Below are 20,512 nucleotides of genomic sequence, written 5' to 3'. Positions count from 1 at the left end.
ATTGTTTATCTGTAAGCTTCATGACAGATAAACAAATACCCCCTAAGGAAGGTCCATATTTATGAGATAGCTTCTAGCCTCTGCGCCCTTATCGCCACTAAGTATAAAGGTTGCGATTGCTAATATCCATCCGATCACATCATTTACGGTTGGAGCACTAAAAAACTTTTATGTATCAAAAATAACATATCAGATTGCTAATGCTTTTGTGCCCTCGCTCACTGTATTTGTTATATTACCAATTCAAAATAAGTTGTATTCACCAATGTTAAGTTTATGTTAAATTTCTCATGCTTTGTTCATCTAACTGCACGAGATGATCCGGGTGGACAACGGGCCGGAGTTTATCTCCCGCAAGCTCGAGGACTGGTGCAGGGAAGACAAGGTGAGGCTGGTCTTTATCCAGCTAGGCAAGCCGATGCAGAATGCTTATATCGAACGCTGCAATGGCAGCATCAGAAGAGAATTATTGAATGCTTACGTATTCAGAACCCTTTCCGAAGTGCGACAGAAAAGCCAGGAATGGATGCAGGATTACAACCACCAGCCGCATCAGGCACTGAATTTCAGAACGCCCGTGGAATTATTGGAAGAAATTGTAACTTGAAAAATAAACTTTAAAATGGCTAAATTCTCGGGGAAGCTTACACCAGATACCTATAAGATGAAGGAGCAGGCTTTGCACAATGCTACTTTTCGTTCTCTATACTAAACCTTATCTTCTTAATCCAGTGAATAAGATTTCGTAAACCTCCCAATGCTAAAACCTGAGAAACAAGATCAGCATAAGATCCCACAAGTATACCTAAAACAGTTTGGCTACTTACAGGGAACTCAATGGAAAGTAAGTGTACTAAGCAGGGGCGAAAATTTTACAAGGCAGAAAAGCATTAAAAGTTTTACTGCTGAGACTAACATTTTTGACATTACTCATCATAACAGTATTGTAATCAGGTTATTTGAAAGCCTTAATTGCGCACTAGAAACTGAATATAATCAGATAATATCTGAACTTGAATCCGGTGAAGCAATTTCATTCAAGAGTCATGCTATACTGGTTCAGTTAGTACCAAACTTTATTTGCAGGAGCGATTATTGGAGAGATTATATAAGAGGCTTTCTTCAACATAAGAATAAGCCATATTTTATAAGGGATATTCTTGCCCATCATACCCAGAGTTATGAAGAATACTTACAATTGGATAAAACCGATTTGTATTACAGTTTAGTCTACTCTAATGTAACTGAGAGTTTGGTAAACGAAGTATTACTTTTTTTTACTGATTTTATCTTTCATAGAACTCAACACTATGATGTAGTTATTCTGGAAAGTCCTGACTGCCGTGAATGGTTTACATCTGATAACCCTGTCCTCCTTAAAAATGAATGGGTTGGAATGGAGATGTTTGGAATAAACTCCGAAATATATTTACCCCTTTCACCCAAATACTTGGCATACTTCCACTTTAAGCAAGCTACTAATAATTCAAATCCGCTTAGGAAACTTTATCCAAGAAAAATCTATCCAGTTTTAAATGTGCTTAATGATGAAGAGTTTATAAACCTTGTTAAAGAAATCAACTCGAGCATGCATAACTTTTTAATCTGCCCGACATATTTAAGTTATAGGGCAGAATCTAATTAAAGAAGTAATATTTCCTGACTACTGTCGAATGCATATTCAAAATCGATAGGCTATCTATAAAGAAAAATTTTCAGGAAAATGGTATTCGCCACTACTGATAATAGCTGAAATCTGCTTCCATACTAGACCGGTATTATGATACTGTTTAATTGAAACAGAGAGAATAGTATGGCATAGACTTCGGAATTCATAAAATAAGAATGCTACCCATATACTATGTTGAGGTGAATTACCTTTAAAATAAATATAATAATACCGTCTCCTATTATCTCCAATTAATTGTAGATAATTCATTTAATATAACAATTCAGAAGCTACTGCTATTTAAGGGTTAAAAATAATTGACTACCACGTCTTTATAAAGAACAGTTGAGCAAGCGGATCGAATTGCATCCTCACAAAATTCCCATGGACTAGCTCTTTTTTCAGGAGGGGAAGACAAAAGAGATAAAACTGTAGCAGGAAAGTAGCTACACGGATGCTTATTTTACTAAGTCTTGGGGTAAGATGGTTTAAACACATAACAAAATTATTATAATTCATATTTGACTTATTGTAATATATCTAATATTTTTTTGCTTTTTATGCAACTTTTTGTTATTTAATTCATATACTATACAATTTATTATTGTATAGTATATGAATTCGCGTCAATGTTTTGCCAATCAATAAGTTTCTTATTATCAGCAATTAGCTTATGAACAATACAGATGATTATCGGACCTTTTTCCTTAAAATATTAGCAGCAAATATGCCCCTTTTGCAAGCGAGTCTTGGAACAGATTGGGAGGATTATGAATATAAGATACGGCTATTAATGGACAATCTTCAACAATCAAGTTCAAGTTCAAGCGCACCCACAATTGCTGACTTGTTGATTAATCAAACTTTAGAAGGACCTTCAGGGGATTTAGGGCAAATATTTCTCAAACAGGCCCATTTGCTAGCACAAGGTAATCAAAATGTATCACTTAAAATTGAGAACGTAAGATCTCCAGGAGATGTATTTGACGGCGGCCTAATACCTAAGCATCTGCAGGTTAACCCTGCAAATTTATATGAGCTTAGCAGCAAAGTCTTAAGTTGTGCAGAATCGGCTAAAGCACATGCATACAATTCGAATCAGCATGGATATGAAAATAAAGAAGTTCTTGGATTTAAAAGAGAATCTGGAAAAGGGATCTTAAAGCCATCCGGAAAGAGTAAGATGGACGACAATAGTACCAAACCACAAAATACCCGTTCAAATAAAAAAACACCCGGGACTAAAAATGCTAAATCTCAACGCTATTTAACAGCCAAAACCAAGCAACAGGTGGAGCTCGGCGAAACTTTCCCTCTTGTAATTCAAGTAGCGGGAGTTAAGCCTTCGCTAGAACCAGGATCTAGCGATACCCCTTTTCCACCCATTGCAGGAAAAATAACTATTAGCGTACATGGATCGGGCGTAGAATTTCTTGACGGCAGTATGCATATACTGGATGTTCCAGTCAGTGGAGACTCTTCACCTCTATTGTTCCAATTGAAAGCAACTAATTCCGGAAGACACCGCTTAGAAATCATGGCTTGGAACTCTTCTGCTCATGTTGCGGGCCTTACACTTTATATTGAAGTAGACACAATTGCGACCGATCTACCTATTGAAAAGTCGGAGGTTAATATGCGGCCCCCAGAGAAGGGTGAGTATACACTCGAAATCATTTATGAAAGAGAACTGAATCGGTATCGCTTTCAATTAAGAGGAGATACACTGGGTACATTGAAACCAACCTACAGTCAATCTCTGACTGGCCCTAACCAAACACAGTATCATAATTTGTTAAGCAGCTTGAACGCTAATGCAAGAAATCTGAACGGTTTAAACCCAGCGGATCAATACTATTGGCTACGTGGTCTTGGAACTTTTATGGCGCAATATTTAATGCCGCTCGAAATGCATGATGCTTTATGGGAACTCCGAGATCAAATAAACCGGATGAACATCTTGTGCGATGGAGATGCCATGCCGTGGGAACTACTGTATATTACTTCTCCAAAAGGAGGAGATGGTTACTTCCTTGCAGAAGTTGCTGGCGTTGCCCGTTGGCGCTATGGTCCTTCTGCTCCTTATAAATTAAAGATCGTGCACCCAGTATTAGTCCACCCAAAGGGCTCTCCAACTCACACCGCTAATGAAATAAATAAACTAAAGGTTATTTTTCCTAAAGCTCAGATTGTAGAAGATATTAGTGAGCTTCTGAAATTATTAGAAAAAGGAAACTTTGGATTGTTGCATTTTGCCTCCCATAACAATTTGACAACAGATGATGCTAGTGCTTCTAATATACCTTTTGGCAATTCAAAATTTGATCTGGTATTTATGGGTAATATAGGGCATAACAAATACAAGGATGCCTCTCCTCTTGTATTTATGAATGCTTGCACTTCTGCGGGTAGGGCACCTCTTTTCACAGAAATGTCTTCATGGGCAGACCGGTATTTATATTCCGGTGCAGGCTCCTTTGTTGGAAGTCTTTGGGAAATAAGGGATCAGAGTGCACCAGAATTTGCCTATGCCTTTTATGAAAAACTGTTTGGAGGAAGCACTTTAGGCGAGGCAATGTCAGCCGGGCGAAGTGCTATATCAGCAAATAACCCTGGTGATCCCACCCGACTAGCCTATACTTTATATGGAAACCCTTTAGCAAAAATTGAAAATGCCTGAGCCTGTATTAATCGTCCATGGTGTAGCTAATCACACCGCTGAACCTTTTTTAAAAAGCGTTGAGGAACTGCAAAAACAGATTGACCCTAAATGGAAATTGATTCCTGTATTTTGGGGAAACCTAGGTGGCAAATCCCAAGATATCAGTGATTGCCTTCCGATCCTGATAGACGGAAAATGGACAGTACGTGCTATTGAAGATCATATACCTACACCAATTCGAGGTGACTTGGGACATGGAATGCTAAGCAATAAACAGCGAGCAACAATCATTGTGGAAACCAAACCAAAAATTGCAGTAAGAAGAAGTAACAGTCAGAAGAATAGATTATTAGTGAATGTTGTCGCTGAGGCTTTGGAGGAAACTAGGATACTGCAATATGTTGATGATGAAGATGTGCTCAGCAGTTTGCATGAAGCAGTTTTAGCCGCTTCCGAAGAAATCAATTTTGGATCCGATTATAATGATACACCTTTATACTCAACACGCGGACAAAAAGAAAACCCAATTCGCCGTGTGATTAAAAGTATAGACGAAATGCTAGGCAAAGTTATTGGCAACAGCTTAGGCGTATTGAACCAAAAGTTCCGTAGCGCTGTGGTACACCCTTTTTCTCAATTTTTTGGGGATGTATTTGTATACCATGGAAATAAGGATTTGATTCAAAAAAGAATATGGGATGTGCTTGAGGAGCATGCATCTGGATATGGAACATCATCAAAGCCTATAAATGCTATTGGACACAGCCTTGGAGGACTTATTTTATTCGACTCAGCTATCCGATCCAAGGATGACTCTAAACGACTTTTCCTAAAGTCTCTAACTACTTTTGGGAGCCAACCAGCTTTCTTTCATATTGTTGATCAGCGTACTGAGCTGGCTGTGTATCAAAAAGGACACAAAGTTATGCTTCCTGAAACAATTGATAAATGGACAAATTTATGGGATGCAATGGATGTCCTAGCCTTCACTGCCAGCACTGTCTTCAAACTACATAACGGTACTTCTCCCCTAGATATCCCCGTAGTAGACCCCTTATCTTCGATTTTAGAGGAGAAAGGATGGACACATTCCATTTATTGGAAGACTGAAGAATTAAAACATGCACTTCACCAAACATTAGTATCATAAATAAACTGTTGACGGATACATCTATAAGTTACGCCATACAATTTACGAGTCAACATAACTAAGCCTATGGAATTGCTAGTCATATAGTACTAAAATAATATAAAACAGCGTCAGCTGAAAAGGCCATCTGGGGATAAACTATTAATAGTAACTAAAATGTTATAATATGAAGCTTACTACCTATCTAAAAAAACAAGGATATGACCTTATTGATGGTCCCGTAAGAAATCATAAACCTTTACAATTATGGCTAAAGAAAGGATTAAACCGTGCTGACATTTATTATCTTGATATAAATCATGCCTTTAAAAGTGATATTGAATTATCAGAATTTGAAAACCAAGCGTTAAATGTGAACTCAACTAAAAAAGATGACTATAGCTTTAACATTGGCATCACCCTACTAGAGGAAATTCTGAAGTCCTTGGGATTAGGGACATTTGAATTATCGTCCAAATTGAAAACAGGTAAAAAAGTCACGATAAGCTATGATAACGCAATTACCAAGGAGGTAGCTGTTGGTGAAGTAGCGAATTTTCTTACTAATGCGGATTTCAAACATATCAACCCTCCTTTGTTAAAGAATGCGAATCGTAACAACATTTTAGTTATTACGGGCATCGTTTTCGCAAAAAACTTAGTAGTTGAAATCGAAACGGATTTTAATCTAGATGCCAATTTGATTACAAGTCTTAATGAAGTGGCTGAGGGTAAATTAAACTTTACTAAGAACAGCCAGCAGAAACTCAGAATGGTATCCCATGGGAATAATTTCTTTTCTATAGCAGTTAAAGCAAATCGTATCGCGTATAATAAAGGAGTGTTTAGGGATTTAAAACTAATCACAGATACAAGAGATATCTTTTAGTGCGAATAACATTGTAAATTAGCTGTAGCAATATTCTTTATCTTTTAAAAGCCTGTTTCTGGCAATCTCAATAGAATGATGTAGCTTCGCTTGAAGTAACTCTCTAGGAGGGAACTGCATTAGATAATCAACTACCCGTATGTTACTTTTATCCGACTGTAAAAGCTTTTCGTGTTCCTCATTCTTTCCTGAGCAGAGAATCAGACCTATGGGCAAGTTTCCCCCTTCTACCACTTTGTACTTGTGAAGATACGGTAGATAGAGTTCCATTTGTCCTTTATAAGCTGCCTCAAACTAGACAATTTTTAGCTCAATAGCCATTAAGGATTTCAACCGTCGATGGTAGAAGAGATGGTCAATGTAGTAATCCCGGTTGCCAATAGTGTTCCGCTTTTGACGGGCTAAGAAGGCAAAGTCACTACCAAGCTCAATGATGAAGTGTTGCAACTCTGCTAAAATAGAACCTTATAAGTCCTTCTAGGAATAGGTGTCTGCCAGCCCGAGGAAATCTAACAAATATGGGTCCCGGAAAACCAGATCAGGCGTAAGCTTGCTCGATTCCTGTAGTTGCAGCAGGTCATTTTGAATAGTAACTTCCGGCAGCTTGGAGATAGCAGTGCGCACATAGAGCATGGATTTTATCCGGTCTTGCAGCGTGCGTGAGCTCCATTTCTCTAGCCTATACACTTCAATATAAAAACTTCGCTTCAGTTCATCGTCCAGGTACATGATGGTCTGGAGATGCCTCCAAGTCAATTGTATACGCAATGCGTTGACAATCTACTCATATTTGAAAAATTCGGCGAATTAGACACAATGTAACAGCTGTTTTTCGCTCCAGCCAGAGCCATATTCCTGCGTTATCTGTCGGGCTAAGGTAGCGACAATTTGCTTACCGTATGCTGCTCGGCTGTTTTTCAGAATCTCATCATTAATACGTCTGCTAACCAACCAGTAAAGCAGGGTAATCTCTGCATTAACCGTAAGAGCTACTGTTCCCGGCTGCGGTTAATAAGCTGCGCAATGTCCGTAATGATCAGCGAATCATCCTGTACTTCTTTCATTACATTAGTATATCGTAATGACTACTGTCAACGCTTAGTCAAAGGTAGTAGGTTCGAGCAATGAATTCAGCTCTTCCTTCAGCACATCATCACACCACTTCAGGAAGCTCATCAGTTTTTGATATGCTTGCAGGAGTTGTTGATCTTATGCTGCAGGTACTCGAATATTTACATCTGAAACTAATGGTAAGAGGCCTTTTCAAACCCCTTGAATATGACATGCTGCGGTATTTCTCAAATTTCTAGAAGCGGGCGATAGTGTTCAAAAAGCCTTTAAACATACTAGTAGATGTCTTCTTAATGGATAGATTCTGAATCTTTTTAAACAACTTGTTCTTTCCAGAAATATCGGTTTACTTTAATTCGCTTATTTTAATGTTACACTCCTCCCCTTTTCTATAATATTTTCATTTGCCCTTTGCTCATACTTCAGTTGCACCAACTCATAATGAGCAAGTGACTCTGTAGCTTTGGCAATATTGAGAAGATACACCTGGTAAGGCCTGCTGTTCTGGGAAAGTAATCCCCAGACAAAGTACCCTTCATTGTCTGTGCCATATACATATGGGTTCAAATCGACCGAGGCAATGTTCACTCCGTTATGCACGCTGAAGTGCAGTACTTCTTACCTCTTGATGGCTTTCATAATCATGCGTGATAAGACAAAGTATTTGCCTTCAGTAGTAAGTCGTGCACCTTGCTCCTCTTCAGCAGGCAACTCACCTGGATTGTTGAAAACAGGAATAAAAGGAAGTTCAATATACCCATCATCTTCAAGTTCCATAACTTGGCTATCACTTATATCATGATTTCTTTTTATGTTGTCAATGTTGTGAAATTCTAAATCGTTAAAGTGTAATAGGTGAACAAGTATAGGGCTGATCATGGCTGTATTAATTTTAATTTTATTAGATCTAAGTCTAGGGTATCCTTGGTGTTGCTTGGTCTACATTAGCATCTATGACAGAGTGCTCTGATTGAACTATGATGTTAGAACCATCCACATTGCTGATATGTACAGACGAAGCTTGCATTGTATGTCTGTTCAGGTGATCATTACCCTTAAAAGTGAGCTTAGCCATTAAAGGCTTGATATGAGAATAACTCTTTCTTGTTGATAGATTGCAGCCATCTCTCTCTTAACTATTGTTGCTTTGAATTGTATCGCCCCCTCAAATACAACCAGACCAGCATCCTGAAGCTCCTGTAGTATGGCTACCTGTGTTTTGCGTTCCACATCGATAAACACTCCGGCAACAGGATATAATTGGCCATCGCCATAGTACCGCCGTAGATAAAGCAGAATACGATCGTATAGGTTTATATTGCTCATGTTACTATACTTTAAACTAATATCGGCACAGAATAGGATGTTTTTGTAGCTAAAGAGCTTATATTACAACTCCGAAACCAAGTAGTAAGGGACGCAAATAAGTCGCTACCGTAGCTATACCAGAACCAACTGTAGCTATTCGCTCAATAAGACTCTGATCTGTTACCGGACCTCTTCTAAGCTCACTTTTCAACTCGATCATCAACTCCAACATCTCCATTCGCTCCATATCCTTCAGGTTAGAATCGGACTTAAGATTATCGATAATCAGATTTACCTGGTCTAACTGATCTGGTGAGTTATTAACGGTAATACTAGCATGCGGTGAACCAACTATGATACTAGAGCCGGAGACCCCGCTTATGTTTACGCCTCCTTTATTTTGTCCTTCTTGATTCATCTTTATTAGATTAGTTAGATAGTCTATACCTGTTCTTGTAATGCGCCCTTTTAGAGGGTGATATTTATAGGTAGGTCAATGTTTCTTGATGATCCATCCTGATAAAGTGTCATGAATACTGGGCCTCCAGTTGTCATCCCTCCTTCAGTTAAAATAAACCCATCTTTATAGAGGTCATAAAGCACATTTTCTTTAGCTTTTTTAGGAACGCCTTCAAAAAACTCCTCTAATAAGTGCAACTCTCCATCCCCATAGAATTGCTCTAAATATAATAGTGTTTCTAAAAATTGATTACTTCTTTCAACCATTATATATCATGCTACTTTGGACCTAGATTATGACCTGTATTTACTTTTGCAAAAGGGGAATTCACTATAAAGATGTTTTGATTAGAGTCACGAACTACAATCTCTGCTTGCTCAGTTTTCAAAGATCTGAGGTATTCCTTACCTTTCCTCTTCATCCTTCCCAAAATAGGCGGAGTATTTTTAACAATATCTTCTGGAGTAAGGTTTTCCCACCCTACGCAAAAAAGCCGGCCGCCTCTATAATCTATGAATCCGTCTTCTTTCAGGCTCCTTAAAATAGAGTCTCTATGATTATTATCAACATTTAAAAACAGGTGCTCCAGAGAATAATCTTTACCATCACCATAGAATTCGTCCAAATATTCCAGTATTTCCTGCTTTAAGTTCTTCTGTGCATTTGGGAAGCAGGGTATTGATGCGCCTGAAGGATTCACCTCTAATAAGCTTTTAAGCAAATCAGCACCCTTGGGAGTAATTTTCCCTTGAAAATTTGTGTACATGTATCGGTGAAGAGGAGGAATATCAATATCTATGAATTCGAAATCTTTTTCTTCAAAGGGAAGAGGTAATAATTCTCCTCCGCAATACTTTATGTACCCTTCCTCCTGAAGATCATCCAAAATGCTTTTCAGAAGATCGTAGTCAAAAGCTCTTACAACGGCAGCTAGGTTATGGAATTTGCCAGATCCATATAAGCCAAACTGCTCTAGGTAGCTCAGAATTTCGATAGTAAGATTGTTTCCTATTTTCATAGCTTCGTTTTGTACTAATAGCCACACTATATGAGATCAGAAGTTATCTTTCCACTTGAAACAAAAACTAGTTTCGCAAGCAAATATTTTACACTGACTCGTGAGCATCTTAATCAAGGAGACTTTAAGGCAAAACTCTCATTGGGTTGATATCCGCTATTATCTTGTGGCTACCATTACTTTAAAAGCTGCAGATTTTAAAATTATGTACCTCCAAAGCCGATAAGTAGCTGCTGAACAAAAGAGCCAATAGAGGCTATATTTGACCATGCACTAATTTGCTGCAGGAGAGCCTTATCTACAGTGCCTCTTCTTATTTCAGATCTTAACTCTGCCAACACCAACACCATTTCCATGCGCTGCTGCACCTGTATATTGGTATCAGCTCTAACTGTATTTATAATTTTATCAACTAATTCCTGTTTATCCTTCGCGCTGGTCACACTAATGGTGGCACTTGGTGAATTGAAAATGATATTAGAATTAGAGTTATTACTGATCTCTACGTGAGCTGCTCTCAGTAGTGTCGCCTTTAACTGTTTGCTCAAATATTCAGCACCTTTAAATGTTAACATTCCATTTAATGGTACGTACCTGCAGTTTTTGCCTCTTATATCAGTAGCACAAAAAAATATAATACTTAAAATAATATTTAGAAAAATAGGCCAAGCTTCAGTATTTCTATAATAGCCGCCAATGGTCCTAATTAATCCCCTAGCTTTAAGATCTTGTATAACTGAGTCTTTATAACTCTCATTTACACCTTCAAAGAACTGATCCAATGAATGAAACTGGCCATCTCCATTGAATTTCTGAAGGTATAATAATATGCTTAAGTGCAAATTACGCGGCTGAATCATATCCTGGCTCCTTTGAAATCATTCTATTATTTGTTCTGATTCATTAGTCGTTGAATTTTATTCCATAAAATGCCACTTCCACAGTTGGATACTCTTAGTTATTAGACTAAGCTGCTTTCAGCCTACTTATGACTTTTTCAACAGCTACTACTGGTTTTTCAACCGCTCAATGATCGTATCTTAATAGTCCAAGGATTATTCTAGCAGTGCATAATGCTTCTGCAGCGCCATCAGTTGCTTTTTACAATTTTTGGCTCCCATACTTCCAATACTTATACTTAGCCTCCGCTTATCTTTATCTCTTAACATACGATATGGGTTAAATTAAAATATTGGCTTCTAAAACATAGCACTAGGGTAAAAATAAACTTTATGGAGCCTAAAAAAGATTAGTCTAAATTTTGAAGAACCTCAACGAAAGGCTCTGATATACTATATAATTGTAAGAAAGCAAAAAATAACTTATAATTAATTGTTCATACAACGTCTTCTACACAAGTCTTTCACGGTAACATGTTTTGTTGAACTCTTAATGTAGTAAGAACAAACTTATAATAACCGGCTGCTCTACTAACGTAACAACTTAAGTACATCCTTAAAATTCTGTGCAATTTGTTCTTTCGCGTCATTAATAGGCACTTTCCAAATGCGTGAAACGTATTCTATCACTAGCTTAACATCAGATGGTTCAGCCACTCTATTACCACATTGCACGAAAGGTCCATCTGTTTCCGTTAGAAATAATTTCTTAGGAATTTGTGCGATCAAAGCTGCACCTTTATTTGACTTAATCATAGCTGGATTAACAGAGAAATAGTAGCCTTGGGCCGCGGCTAACTTTAAAACGTTTGCAGACCCCGAATACCAATGGAAAATAGCCATTTTAATTTTATAAGTTACCAGCAATTCTAGAACCTCTTTTTCGGCACATCGTGAATGAATACTTAAAAGCTTCTTTTTGCCATGCACTTTTTCTAGAATATACTTAAAACTTCTTAATTGAATATCTTTGGTTTGGATACCTTCCCTGCTGAAATCTAGACCTATCTCTCCAATATAAGATGTCATGTCAAAGCATTCTGCAAAAGAAGTATATTCTTCTTCGTGGCGGTCAGCATAGAGTGGATGCATGCCCAATGCAAGCCTCACATGTTTAAATCCATGCAAATGACGTATACCTTGCTGAAAGTGACTGGGAAGGTTAGTCATGGCTAAAGTTGATAGACCAGCCTGCTCACAACGCATCGCCACCGCTAAAGGGTCTGGGTATAAATCTATGTGGCAATGTGCATCTATCATGAAAGTCCTGCTTTATTTCGAATCATACTGTCTGGGCTCCTTCTAATCCAATCTTTTAGCTCATCTCGTGTGTTATTAACTACGATCGCATATTGTGATAAGCTATTTAAGTCATTCAGCCCATTGATTAAAAGTTCTACCTTTATTGTTTCTATATTTAAAGGAGTACCTAAAAAATCGAGACAGGCATTTAAATCCTGACCCCGCTTGTTAATAAGGCGAGTATTTGTAGAATCACGGCGTAGGTCCTCTATATTAAAACCGTAATTTGTTGGGTCAGAGCTTCCCGCTAGGGCTGCACGTCTATAGACGCAGGGCATACACACACCGCAATGAGAGGCCTGAGCTCTCCAACCTCTTCGATGCCCGCGCTTTCCGCAAGAGTTAGATTCTCCCACTATACTCATTAAGAAAGACTTATCAGCACATCGATTCACCATTTCCCCTTTTGTTAAAAGCTCATATGGGTTCTTAACGTTATCACTGAGGTTTAAATTTGAAAGCAATTTTCTGATGTCTCGAAGGAGTCGAGGATGTGTTGTTCGGGTACTGCATGCCATTCGCCTAGATGAGCTTAGGGGATAATTCAGTGAAACACTTCCATTTTCAGGCACCCACACGGGAAGATTTGTACCATAGGCGTTGGCGGCCATCACGGCCAAGCTGATAAACAGAAGGGAACGGCTCCTTAATGTATTTTCTCTAGTGGCCAGGGTGGCGTTCTCCAAATATACACCCACAGATTCACTCCAAAGTATAGGTTGCTTAAATTTTTGTGAAAGCTTATCAAAAAGCTTTTTCTGGTCTCCCTTAGGCCCTGGCATGTTCTTATCATAATGGGAGATGAGCAGTAAATTCTTTTTGGGTGCCTCTGTTAAAAAGTCTATAGCGCCAATTAGAGAATCGAGCCCCCCAGAAAATAGATTGACTTGGTCAATGTTAGGATGAGAAAAAGGATAATTACTAGCTGCAGGCAAAATTAAAGGACTTGCTGTAAACTGAACTTCCCAATAATCCCCCGTTAAGAAAGAAAGAATATCAGCTAACGACTTCTCCTTGCCTTGCCAGCTTCCCGGATCTAATACAGGGAAAGACACTTTCATTTCACGTGACCAACCATCGATTGAATATGGCCTGCGCTCGATAAAGCGATCTATACCGTAAGCACATGCAGCTATAAAGAAAAAGTCAAATGCACTTTTAGGGGCATTGGTGCACAGATCCATTATGCCTTTACAATTAATGACAACGTCGGCATGCTGTTGTGCAATCGGTGTAGAACGACGATCAGTAAATATAACTTTTGCTCTCAGTACATCATCAGCGTCTAAAGCACTAGCTGATATTAAGGAAATATCTATTTTCATGGTTGGAAGATGGTCAATACGTCGTTAAAGATACCGTCTATAATTTGCTGCCCCTGTGAGCCCTGCCAATTGATATTTGAAATGCTCAAGCTAGCTCCTAGCACGCGCACGCGCCCTAAGACATCTAATTTTATTTCATCAAATGTAGCCGAGGAAACTGCTTGCCCCCTGTCCTGGGTAATCTTTTCCAAGAAGCGCTGAGATAAATGCTCAAAGATATAGTATCCAAAGTACTCACAAAGTATGAACTCTACCCCACTTGCTCCAACCGCTGCTTGCAATACAAGCTCAAAATCTGCTGGTGTTTGAGCTTGTATTGCGTACTGCTCCATAAGGTGGTTACAGGCCGCATTAGCTGCCGTCTCGTCCATTCCTGTGCTGCCATCAGAGCAGTAAAGAATGATACGTTGAATAATCTGCTCAATGGTAAGACCCGCCAAGCTTGCTAAAGGGTTGTTCGGCGTTGACAGGGCAGTGGCTAGCCCGTTAGAAGCAACAGTAGCAAAGAAAGTGGAAAGCCGTTTTGCTCCTATTCTCCCTGAACGGCCCATTGTGGCAGACCTTCCACTGCTGATGGATGTACCCCCTCCTGCTGCCTGAATTAGACGCCCCACAGTTTGCCCAACCTGCTTTTGAAGGTGCTTGGTTAGTTGTTGCTGCCTTTTTACATCCGGCTCATCTTTTTCTTGCTCACTTTGCTCCTTATTAACTGTGCCTGCAATGGCTGTTACTCCCCGGGACGTGTTCCCCCAGTTAGGTTCTCCGGTTACTCCTGGCACTATGCGTTGTGTAGTTCCCATTATTTTGATTTAGTGGCAAAGGCTTTTCCGATTTTCGATTTAGGGTCATAGACAGCAGCTAACTCCATGATAGAAGGAGTTCTCTTACTGATAAGTCTTATTGTATTATGTAAGTGGAAAGGTATCTCTAGATGATTTGTTTTGCCTAATGCATCCTTGTAGCGAGAGAGGGCTGTTGGCATTTCGAAGCCTATTAACTCAAAAAATACGCGGTGGCTTTTTGGCTCTGCTGGACGCTTAATTACTTCTTGAACTAACATATCTAGGATAGTTTCCTGTTCAGCATCCTGTAAGGTGCTAATTGCATCCTGCGATATCTTACTAAGTATAGTCTCTGATTGAAAGTTCAGGAGATTCTGAAAAACTGTTTTAATATGGGAAGGGATAAGAGATGCTCCGCTAATACTTGTAGAAAGCTGGTCACGAGAAAGCCAAAAGTAATCTCGAAGGTCCACATGAGTTAGCTTTGGCTCTACGAGCAACCACCTTTTAAGCCTACTTGTCTTCCAAACAGTTCCATATTTTGATCCTATGTCTTCCAATTTAGAATCTGCTGCTAACTGCTCAAGTTCCGCCAATTCTTCAGGCTCTCCTTGTTGGGTTGCCTGCCAATCATACATTTTTCTAAATAACTCGGGTTCAATGTACTCTAGCACCATAAGCTTCGCCAAGACATCAAGCTTGAAAGTGGCAAGCTTTGCTACATTGGCTAACCTGGTACGCAAGGTAAAAGAATTTAGAAAGCGTTTGATCTGTCTAGGGTTACCTTTCAGTCCTTCTGTTATAACCGGCGCTAGTGAAGTAATCAATGGCGCGCTTTTACGTAGTTCACTTATCTCTTCTTCACTTAGAAGAGCTTTGATGTCTCCGAATCCAAAAGTACCGTATCTGTTTGCCGTTCTAAATTCGTTAAACTTAGACAAAACGCGTTGGTGACTTTCTTCTGCTAGGTACTTTTCGCAGAATAGCAGAGATAGGTATGTTTCAACTTCAGGATCTGAAAGTCGCGGCAGGTGGTAAGGAATCTGAATCAGCTTCTCCAGATAGTCTTTCACAAACTGATCACTGATGTGTTCTGTTTTATAGTCAGCACTGGTGGGATCATCTGATGTAAGGCGTGATTTATACCGGTACTCGATAGCATGCTTGACAATGCGCGGATCAGCGCCGATTACAAACGCAGTACGAGGTACGTTTAAAAACAGCTTAATGGCTTCCAGGTTCTCAATTAATCTCTCTGGGCTGCACCTGTCTAAATCATCAATAAGAACTACAAGACGCTTTATTTTCGTCTCCGCTATTAAATCTTCAAACTTGTCTCTGAATTCACGAACTAGCATAGCCTTCTCTTCTGGAGACTCATTTAAAAGGTTTCCTATTCCTTCAGTTTCAGGATTCTCTCCTTCTTCATCGCTTTTACCGCTTAGGCCAACTACACCTGCTATCTTCTTCCCAACAGCTTTCGGTAAGAACCCTGAGAGCGCTGCACCAATTCCTGCTGGACCGCCCATAGAGGCAAGGATGAGGGGAAGAGCAACATTTTTGAAGCCTAACCCCATAACCCGCATCCAGTTTACCGACTTAAAGAGTTGGAGCGCCTTCTTTTTAACTGCAGGGCCAAATCTTGCTTCATCGTCAAAAACCTTTAGAATAGAGTCCAGTAACGCAGCCTTTGCATCATCGTACCCTTCAAAGACCCACCCATTGAAATACAAGCAAACTGTGTGTTCATCTACATCCTTTAGGCGAGACTCCATCATTCGCATAATACTTGACTTGCCACTTCCCCAGTCTCCAAATACACCAATAGTCACAGGCAATATTCCTTCATCCAGCACCAGAGCTTCTATTAAATCCGCATGTACACGGAAGCCAAGTAAGTCATTTGTTGTTTCACAGTCAGACCACATAATATTTCATTTTAATTGTTGTTCAAGAAAGACATGTAATGAGCAAGTCTAAATCAGTTTATTCTTATTAATCTTCTTCCTCCACTACTGCCACTACTTCAATGGCAAAATAGATTCCGTCCACATCAGCTGGGTTGTGCAGCCCTAGGTAAACTTGCTTACCATTGTGCTGTACGGGCACCACGGCTGATGTAAGGCTAGTCCGGGAAGCATCTACAACACGTTTAAAATTAGGCTGCTTCTGCATAAAGACTTGCGCTTGAAGCTTATCCTCTATCAAGTATACATTACAGATGTCACCTCCAGCAGGTGGTGTCAGAGCGGCCGTGGCCAGCTTCAAAAAGCCAGTCTGATCAATGAACATGGAGAGCTCTGATGCTAGTTGAAAAGTATTCCGCACTGCTTCCACATCTGCCTTGTTGCGGTAGGCGGTGAATTCATAGTACCATCGGACGGTGTTCTCTGGGAGCGTCACGGGAATAAGTGTACGACTATTACCCGGGTTATAGTAGCTCACCAAGTAGCCAACCTGTGGCTCAAGTACAGTTATGGTCTTGTATGTCTTGGTTTTCAGAATCTCTTTTCCGTCATCTCCCCAGCGCCGTACCTGGCCAATTAGCTGGCCGTCTTTATACACTGCTTCTTCAACCTTCTGCCCTTTCTCATTATAGGTGATGCTAGTGCCCTGCCTCAATTCTGGGCGCTCGCTAATGAGCTTCCCATCCCACTGCAACAACTTTGTCTTGGCATAGTAATCCCGTACCAGACCCGTTGGCTTTCCACTCTGGTAGCTGATCTTCCGGATATAGGCCGCATCCTGCTCCTGCTGCACTTCTTCTTTATCGCGGTCCAAGTACAGCGTCCAAGTGCCCTGCCTGATACCATCCTGGGTGCAGTTGAGCACCGGCAGGCGCAGCGTATGCTGCTTCCTGCCTTCCGGTACGTCCACCTTTACAAAGCCCATTTTCTGCAGGCCTTTGCTAAGTGTGATAGGGTTATCTGATACCGCATTGGCAATGGAGAAGGCTTCAGTCGGCTGAATCTGCAGTGCGTACTGCCCCTGGAAGAGCTGGTCGCACCCGGCAAGCCTGCCAAAGTAGTAGAATTGCCCGCCTGTGATGCCGTCTGGCAGCAGTGTGGCAGAATCACGAGGCGCAATGTTGATCCAGCCCTGTGTGTGCCAGCTTTTGATAAGCCCTTTCTCGTGGTGATAGCCGATAGCGAAGGAGACGGTCTGATCGGAAGGGTTGATTACTTTCAGCTGCGCAACGACAGGCTTGATTGTAAGCACGCCAAAGGCAAGAAAGGTAAGTAAAAGTTTATGCATATCTGTATAAGATCGTTTTCCAGTGGCTGTCTCAGTGTATGCTGTAACAGTTAAAGAGATTAAAAAATGGACATGGTAGCAGTATCTGTAGCTATGCGGATTGCCCTAAGTGTGGGTCATGCGGGCATTGGATTGGTTGACGTTTGTTTTGAGGGTTGAGGTATCATTAGGGGTGCAAAATACTATAATTTTTAATTTGTTATATATTATAATGTCAATATTTCGTTTCATAATACAGTCTGAGTTATACTGATGCAAAAAGGGCAGTTGTATCGACCCTTATCGTCTCTTATACACAAGTCATTCTCTGCATCAGCTGGTTTAAGCTGATGCAGAATTTATCCAACATTTAACTAATATTCCGGCCTCTGCATACACACAGCCTTTTTTCCTAAGCAATCCTTTCTCCGCCAAGTCATTACAGGATGTTTGAATTTTTATTCTAAACTTTGCTTCATGACTGGATATGTGCATCTACTCTTGATTGAAACCATGTTCGATTGATTGAACATTCTAGCTTGAGAAAATAAGCTTAGATAGTGGAGTAGAAGCGATCACTGACATAATTGATATATATGATATCCAATCCATATCTCTTTGTCAAGTTTTATAACAAAAAAACTTGACACATAAATAGAGTAATGCTTATCTTTGAATGGTGATTATACGCTATACAGGAAGCAGAACATGAGCATAATGCAGCAAGTCCGGGAAAGAATTGAGCAAGCCCCACCAGGGCAGCTGCTGACTTATGCCGACTTTCAGGTAAGTGACAGCCAGTTAGAGGCTTTAGCAGCGGCGCTCAGCCGCTTGGCCAAGCAAGGGGTTATCAACCGATTGGCGAAAGGCCGCTACTACAAGCCGAAGGAGACCGTTTTCGGGAAAGTAAAACCATCTGAAAAAGAGATCATCAAGAGCCTCAGCACCTCCAAAGGCAAAGTCAAAGGGTACGAGAGCGGTCTGGGGCTTTACAACCAGCTGGGCCTGACAACGCAGGTTCCCCAGGTGGTGACGCTGATTACTCGCAAGCAGCGCCGGGTGGCCAACATTGGAAAAACCAAAATCCGCTATGTGCAGAGCCCCACCAACTTCAAGGAGTCTGACATTGACAAGCTGCAGATTTTGGATGCACTGCGAGGTTTCAAGAAGATCCCGGACCGCAACAACGAGAGGACAATCCTCATGATGCTTGAGTATATAGAAAAATTAGCCGAACGCGACACGGATCGACTCATAGAGCTGGCGCTGGACTACAACCCCGCTACCCGCGCCCTGCTGGGAGCACTGCTGGAGCAGCTGGGGTATGCACAGGAGGCGGACAGGCTAAGGGAGTCACTCAACCCGCTGACTAAATACAAACTGGGCATTAGGGATAGCATATTGCCCAACAGGAAAGACTGGAATATCATATGAACCTGCACCAAAACCCGGATGTGTTCCGCGACGCCATTACGACCACGGCAGAGTTCCTGCAGATCAGGGATGTGTATGTGGAGAAAGACTACTGGGTAACACTGGTGCTCTACCGCTTGGCCCACTCCCCCTACTTAAAGCAGGCCATCTTCAAGGGCGGCACCTCCCTATCCAAGGCCTATAACCTGATTGAGCGCTTTTCCGAGGACATCGACCTAGCCATCAACGCCGACGAGGGCATGACAAACAACCAGGTCATGCAGCTGATCCGCAAAATCTCGAAAGAAATCACGAAGGATATGGTGGAGGTAGATGATCCGCACCGTACAAGTAAAGGCTCCCGCTTTCGCAAAACGCTGCACGACTACGGGGCCACTCTACAAGGAGATTATGGCCAAGCAACCGACAAGATTCTGGTGGAGATCAACTCCTTTGCCAGCCCTAATCCACACCAGCTGATGCCGATTAAGACCTATATCAGCCAGTTTATGGCTCAGCGCGGCTTGCTGGACCTGATCAGGCGGTACGGACTAGAGCCTTTTGAGGTGAGCGTGGTTAGCTTGGAGCGCACCTTCACCGAGAAAGTGCTGGCATTGGTGCGGGCCTCTTATGCCGAGAAACCCATAGATGAGCTGGGCAGTAAGATCCGCCATGCCTATGACCTGCATGCCATGCTGAAAGTACCTGAAGTAGTCTCCTTTCTGCACAGCGAGGACTTCATCCAAATGATCAAGGCTGTGCAGACCGATGATGCCCGCAACAGCGAGTTTCAGGGGGACTGGGCCCTGCATCCGCTGGATGCCTGCCTGCTGTTCGCCGATGTAAGAGGAGCTTGGAATTCTTTAGAGACAGCTTACCAACAAGAATTCCGTTCCCTTGTGTATGGCACGCTTCCTGACCCAGAGGAAGTAATTGCTGACTTGGAAACAGTCGCTGCTCACCTCAGGACTTTTGAATACAGAAAAAGTTGACATAGCCCAAAATCAGATCTTGTAGAGTTGTTTACTATAGTTAGTCCCACAGCATGTGGGACTAATCGCTTTTTACAGCTTAGAATCAAAAAAGAAAAGTTATTTCACAGGATTTACACAGCTGTTTATCTTGATAGCACGCTGTTATACCGCAACGGCCATTGGTTTTTAGGAAAATACCTACTCCTATTCCAAGCACGATTTCCCAGCCATTACTCAGCTCTATTGACCGGTCATGGATATTAAAATAAACACAAAGGAGAAGAGATTCACTAGAAAAGCTGTCCCTCGACTCTGGGCCAACAGCGCCATATAGAGGAACAGGTGCGGGCGGTGTAGGCACCCGTTACCTCCCGCTT

Annotated in this window: 19 protein-coding genes and 2 pseudogenes; 7 read left to right on the top strand and 14 right to left on the bottom strand. The window is 41.0% G+C overall.

The annotated features are described in order from the left end of the window. The first annotated feature begins 316 nt into the window (after positions 1-316). The 5 genes from Q1B04_RS16935 (at position 317) to Q1B04_RS16915 (ending at position 6,349) form a co-directional block, all read left to right on the top strand. Positions 317-607 carry an integrase core domain-containing protein gene (locus Q1B04_RS16935; protein ID WP_299760973.1) on the top strand — a complete coding sequence of 97 codons (291 nt, stop codon included), beginning with the start codon at positions 317-319 and terminating at the stop codon, positions 605-607. A gap of 150 nt (positions 608-757) precedes the next feature. Further along, positions 758-1,645: a DUF4238 domain-containing protein gene (locus tag Q1B04_RS16930; protein WP_299760971.1), complete on the top strand. Its 888-nt coding sequence runs from the start codon at positions 758-760 to the stop codon at positions 1,643-1,645. Positions 1,646-2,342: 697 nt separating this feature from the next. Beyond that, positions 2,343-4,349, top strand: coding sequence for a CHAT domain-containing protein (locus Q1B04_RS16925; RefSeq protein WP_299760969.1), 2,007 nt, complete (start codon positions 2,343-2,345; stop codon positions 4,347-4,349). Continuing rightward, entirely contained in the window at positions 4,342-5,481 is a 1,140-nt protein-coding gene (locus tag Q1B04_RS16920; RefSeq protein ID WP_299760967.1) for a hypothetical protein, read from the top strand. Before Q1B04_RS16925 ends, Q1B04_RS16920 begins: the two co-directional genes overlap by 8 nt. Positions 5,482-5,647: 166 nt before the next feature. Beyond that, a complete protein-coding gene (locus Q1B04_RS16915; RefSeq protein ID WP_299760965.1) occupies positions 5,648-6,349 on the top strand; it encodes a hypothetical protein in 702 nt (233 codons plus the stop codon). Between the two features lie 18 nt (positions 6,350-6,367). Here Q1B04_RS16915 and Q1B04_RS16910 read toward each other — a convergent pair. From Q1B04_RS16910 to Q1B04_RS16850, 13 genes and pseudogenes are all read right to left on the bottom strand, one after another. Further along, positions 6,368-6,796: pseudogene (locus tag Q1B04_RS16910) on the bottom strand (PDDEXK nuclease domain-containing protein). 30 nt (positions 6,797-6,826) lie between these two features. Beyond that, positions 6,827-7,300 (bottom strand): annotated as a pseudogene (locus Q1B04_RS16905) (DUF1016 N-terminal domain-containing protein). Between the two features lie 738 nt (positions 7,301-8,038). Next, a complete protein-coding gene (locus Q1B04_RS16900) occupies positions 8,039-8,299 on the bottom strand; it encodes a hypothetical protein (protein ID WP_299760963.1) in 261 nt (86 codons plus the stop codon). A 195-nt stretch (positions 8,300-8,494) separates the two neighbouring features. Beyond that, entirely contained in the window at positions 8,495-8,746 is a 252-nt protein-coding gene (locus Q1B04_RS16895; protein WP_299760961.1) for a hypothetical protein, read from the bottom strand. 58 nt (positions 8,747-8,804) lie between these two features. After that, positions 8,805-9,146 (bottom strand): hypothetical protein, encoded by a 342-nt coding sequence (locus Q1B04_RS16890; RefSeq protein ID WP_299760959.1) that lies wholly within the window; start codon positions 9,144-9,146, stop codon positions 8,805-8,807. A 50-nt stretch (positions 9,147-9,196) separates the two neighbouring features. Next, entirely contained in the window at positions 9,197-9,454 is a 258-nt protein-coding gene (locus tag Q1B04_RS16885; RefSeq protein ID WP_299760957.1) for a hypothetical protein, read from the bottom strand. An 11-nt stretch (positions 9,455-9,465) separates the two neighbouring features. Beyond that, entirely contained in the window at positions 9,466-10,206 is a 741-nt protein-coding gene (locus Q1B04_RS16880; protein ID WP_299760955.1) for a hypothetical protein, read from the bottom strand. 203 nt (positions 10,207-10,409) lie between these two features. Beyond that, positions 10,410-11,066, bottom strand: coding sequence for a hypothetical protein (locus tag Q1B04_RS16875; RefSeq protein ID WP_299760953.1), 657 nt, complete (start codon positions 11,064-11,066; stop codon positions 10,410-10,412). Between the two features lie 570 nt (positions 11,067-11,636). After that, the gene (gene qatD / locus Q1B04_RS16870; RefSeq protein WP_299760951.1) at positions 11,637-12,365 is read right to left on the bottom strand and encodes a Qat anti-phage system TatD family nuclease QatD; all 729 of its coding nucleotides are present in this window, start codon (positions 12,363-12,365) and stop codon (positions 11,637-11,639) included. After that, positions 12,362-13,732, bottom strand: a complete 1,371-nt coding sequence (gene qatC, locus Q1B04_RS16865; RefSeq protein WP_299760949.1) for a Qat anti-phage system QueC-like protein QatC — start codon at positions 13,730-13,732, stop codon at positions 12,362-12,364. Before qatC ends, qatD begins: the two co-directional genes overlap by 4 nt. Beyond that, positions 13,729-14,532, bottom strand: coding sequence for a hypothetical protein (locus Q1B04_RS16860; RefSeq protein ID WP_299760947.1), 804 nt, complete (start codon positions 14,530-14,532; stop codon positions 13,729-13,731). Before Q1B04_RS16860 ends, qatC begins: the two co-directional genes overlap by 4 nt. Beyond that, a complete protein-coding gene (locus Q1B04_RS16855; RefSeq protein ID WP_299760946.1) occupies positions 14,532-16,442 on the bottom strand; it encodes a P-loop NTPase fold protein in 1,911 nt (636 codons plus the stop codon). The genes Q1B04_RS16860 and Q1B04_RS16855 overlap by 1 nt, the downstream gene beginning before the upstream one ends. A gap of 67 nt (positions 16,443-16,509) precedes the next feature. Continuing rightward, positions 16,510-17,769 (bottom strand): DUF1036 domain-containing protein, encoded by a 1,260-nt coding sequence (locus Q1B04_RS16850; protein ID WP_299760944.1) that lies wholly within the window; start codon positions 17,767-17,769, stop codon positions 16,510-16,512. 687 nt (positions 17,770-18,456) lie between these two features. On the opposite strand from Q1B04_RS16850, the gene Q1B04_RS16845 reads away from it, so the two are divergent. Next, complete coding sequence (locus Q1B04_RS16845; RefSeq protein ID WP_299760942.1) at positions 18,457-19,182, top strand: DUF6088 family protein; 726 nt, start codon at positions 18,457-18,459, stop codon at positions 19,180-19,182. Continuing rightward, positions 19,179-20,153: a nucleotidyl transferase AbiEii/AbiGii toxin family protein gene (locus Q1B04_RS16840; RefSeq protein ID WP_299760940.1), complete on the top strand. Its 975-nt coding sequence runs from the start codon at positions 19,179-19,181 to the stop codon at positions 20,151-20,153. Before Q1B04_RS16845 ends, Q1B04_RS16840 begins: the two co-directional genes overlap by 4 nt. An 85-nt stretch (positions 20,154-20,238) precedes the next feature. Here Q1B04_RS16840 and Q1B04_RS20050 read toward each other — a convergent pair whose 3' ends face one another. Further along, positions 20,239-20,496, bottom strand: coding sequence for an MIT C-terminal domain-containing protein (locus Q1B04_RS20050; RefSeq protein WP_366524719.1), 258 nt, complete (start codon positions 20,494-20,496; stop codon positions 20,239-20,241). Between the last annotated feature and the right edge of the window lie 16 nt (positions 20,497-20,512).

The organism is uncultured Pontibacter sp., from assembly GCF_947495565.1.
GTDB lineage: Bacteria > Bacteroidota > Bacteroidia > Cytophagales > Hymenobacteraceae > Pontibacter.
This window is presented reverse-complemented; position numbering and strand designations above follow the sequence as displayed.

Bases quoted from the DNA above. Each gene is read 5' to 3' on its own strand.
- Q1B04_RS16935 (WP_299760973.1), top strand. From the start codon at position 317: ATGATCCGGGTGGACAACGGGCCGGAGTTTATCTCCCGCAAGCTCGAG.
- Q1B04_RS16930 (WP_299760971.1), top strand. From the start codon at position 758: ATGCTAAAACCTGAGAAACAAGATCAGCATAAGATCCCACAAGTATAC.
- Q1B04_RS16925 (WP_299760969.1), top strand. From the start codon at position 2,343: ATGAACAATACAGATGATTATCGGACCTTTTTCCTTAAAATATTAGCA.
- Q1B04_RS16920 (WP_299760967.1), top strand. From the start codon at position 4,342: ATGCCTGAGCCTGTATTAATCGTCCATGGTGTAGCTAATCACACCGCT.
- Q1B04_RS16915 (WP_299760965.1), top strand. From the start codon at position 5,648: ATGAAGCTTACTACCTATCTAAAAAAACAAGGATATGACCTTATTGAT.
- Q1B04_RS16900 (WP_299760963.1), bottom strand. From the start codon at position 8,299: ATGATCAGCCCTATACTTGTTCACCTATTACACTTTAACGATTTAGAA.
- Q1B04_RS16895 (WP_299760961.1), bottom strand. From the start codon at position 8,746: ATGAGCAATATAAACCTATACGATCGTATTCTGCTTTATCTACGGCGG.
- Q1B04_RS16890 (WP_299760959.1), bottom strand. From the start codon at position 9,146: ATGAATCAAGAAGGACAAAATAAAGGAGGCGTAAACATAAGCGGGGTC.
- Q1B04_RS16885 (WP_299760957.1), bottom strand. From the start codon at position 9,454: ATGGTTGAAAGAAGTAATCAATTTTTAGAAACACTATTATATTTAGAG.
- Q1B04_RS16880 (WP_299760955.1), bottom strand. From the start codon at position 10,206: ATGAAAATAGGAAACAATCTTACTATCGAAATTCTGAGCTACCTAGAG.
- Q1B04_RS16875 (WP_299760953.1), bottom strand. From the start codon at position 11,066: ATGATTCAGCCGCGTAATTTGCACTTAAGCATATTATTATACCTTCAG.
- qatD (WP_299760951.1), bottom strand. From the start codon at position 12,365: ATGATAGATGCACATTGCCACATAGATTTATACCCAGACCCTTTAGCG.
- qatC (WP_299760949.1), bottom strand. From the start codon at position 13,732: ATGAAAATAGATATTTCCTTAATATCAGCTAGTGCTTTAGACGCTGAT.
- Q1B04_RS16860 (WP_299760947.1), bottom strand. From the start codon at position 14,532: ATGGGAACTACACAACGCATAGTGCCAGGAGTAACCGGAGAACCTAAC.
- Q1B04_RS16855 (WP_299760946.1), bottom strand. From the start codon at position 16,442: ATGTGGTCTGACTGTGAAACAACAAATGACTTACTTGGCTTCCGTGTA.
- Q1B04_RS16850 (WP_299760944.1), bottom strand. From the start codon at position 17,769: ATGCATAAACTTTTACTTACCTTTCTTGCCTTTGGCGTGCTTACAATC.
- Q1B04_RS16845 (WP_299760942.1), top strand. From the start codon at position 18,457: ATGAGCATAATGCAGCAAGTCCGGGAAAGAATTGAGCAAGCCCCACCA.
- Q1B04_RS16840 (WP_299760940.1), top strand. From the start codon at position 19,179: ATGAACCTGCACCAAAACCCGGATGTGTTCCGCGACGCCATTACGACC.